This is a genomic window from Pseudomonas sp. 3B-A001-10F (genome assembly GCF_056313565.1).
The window spans coordinates 1-311 of the sequence record NZ_JBQYFW010000097.1 but is presented as its reverse complement, the minus strand read 5'-3'; the positions used below and the strand labels follow the sequence as shown (position 1 = coordinate 311).

Annotated in this window: 1 protein-coding gene; it reads right to left on the bottom strand. The window is 62.1% G+C overall.

Annotation, left to right across the window (positions count from 1 at the left end; translation table 11 throughout):
* A partial coding sequence (locus tag AC0ZWN_RS28905) for a DUF6531 domain-containing protein (protein WP_476337725.1) occupies positions 1 to 311 on the bottom strand: 311 nt, incomplete at both ends.

Below are 311 nucleotides of genomic sequence, written 5' to 3'. Positions count from 1 at the left end.
AACTCCAGCCGATGCGCCAGCGAATGACTCCAGCCAAACCCCAACCCAACATCGATTTCGGCGGCGCTGGAGCGATACAAACGGGTGAACTCAAACGGCAACACGCCATCGAGCACCGCATCGCTCAGAGTCAGCAGTTCTTCACCGGTGACCATCGACACCGGGCAGCCGTTGGTGCAGGTGTGCGGCACACAATCGGCGCTGTCGCCGTTGGGGTTTTTCGCCTGATCCGGCGAATCGTCGTGAGGCTCATGCCGTTCCAACCGGCTCGAAGCACCAGACTTGTCCCGCGCCAGTGGCGCCGGATTCGG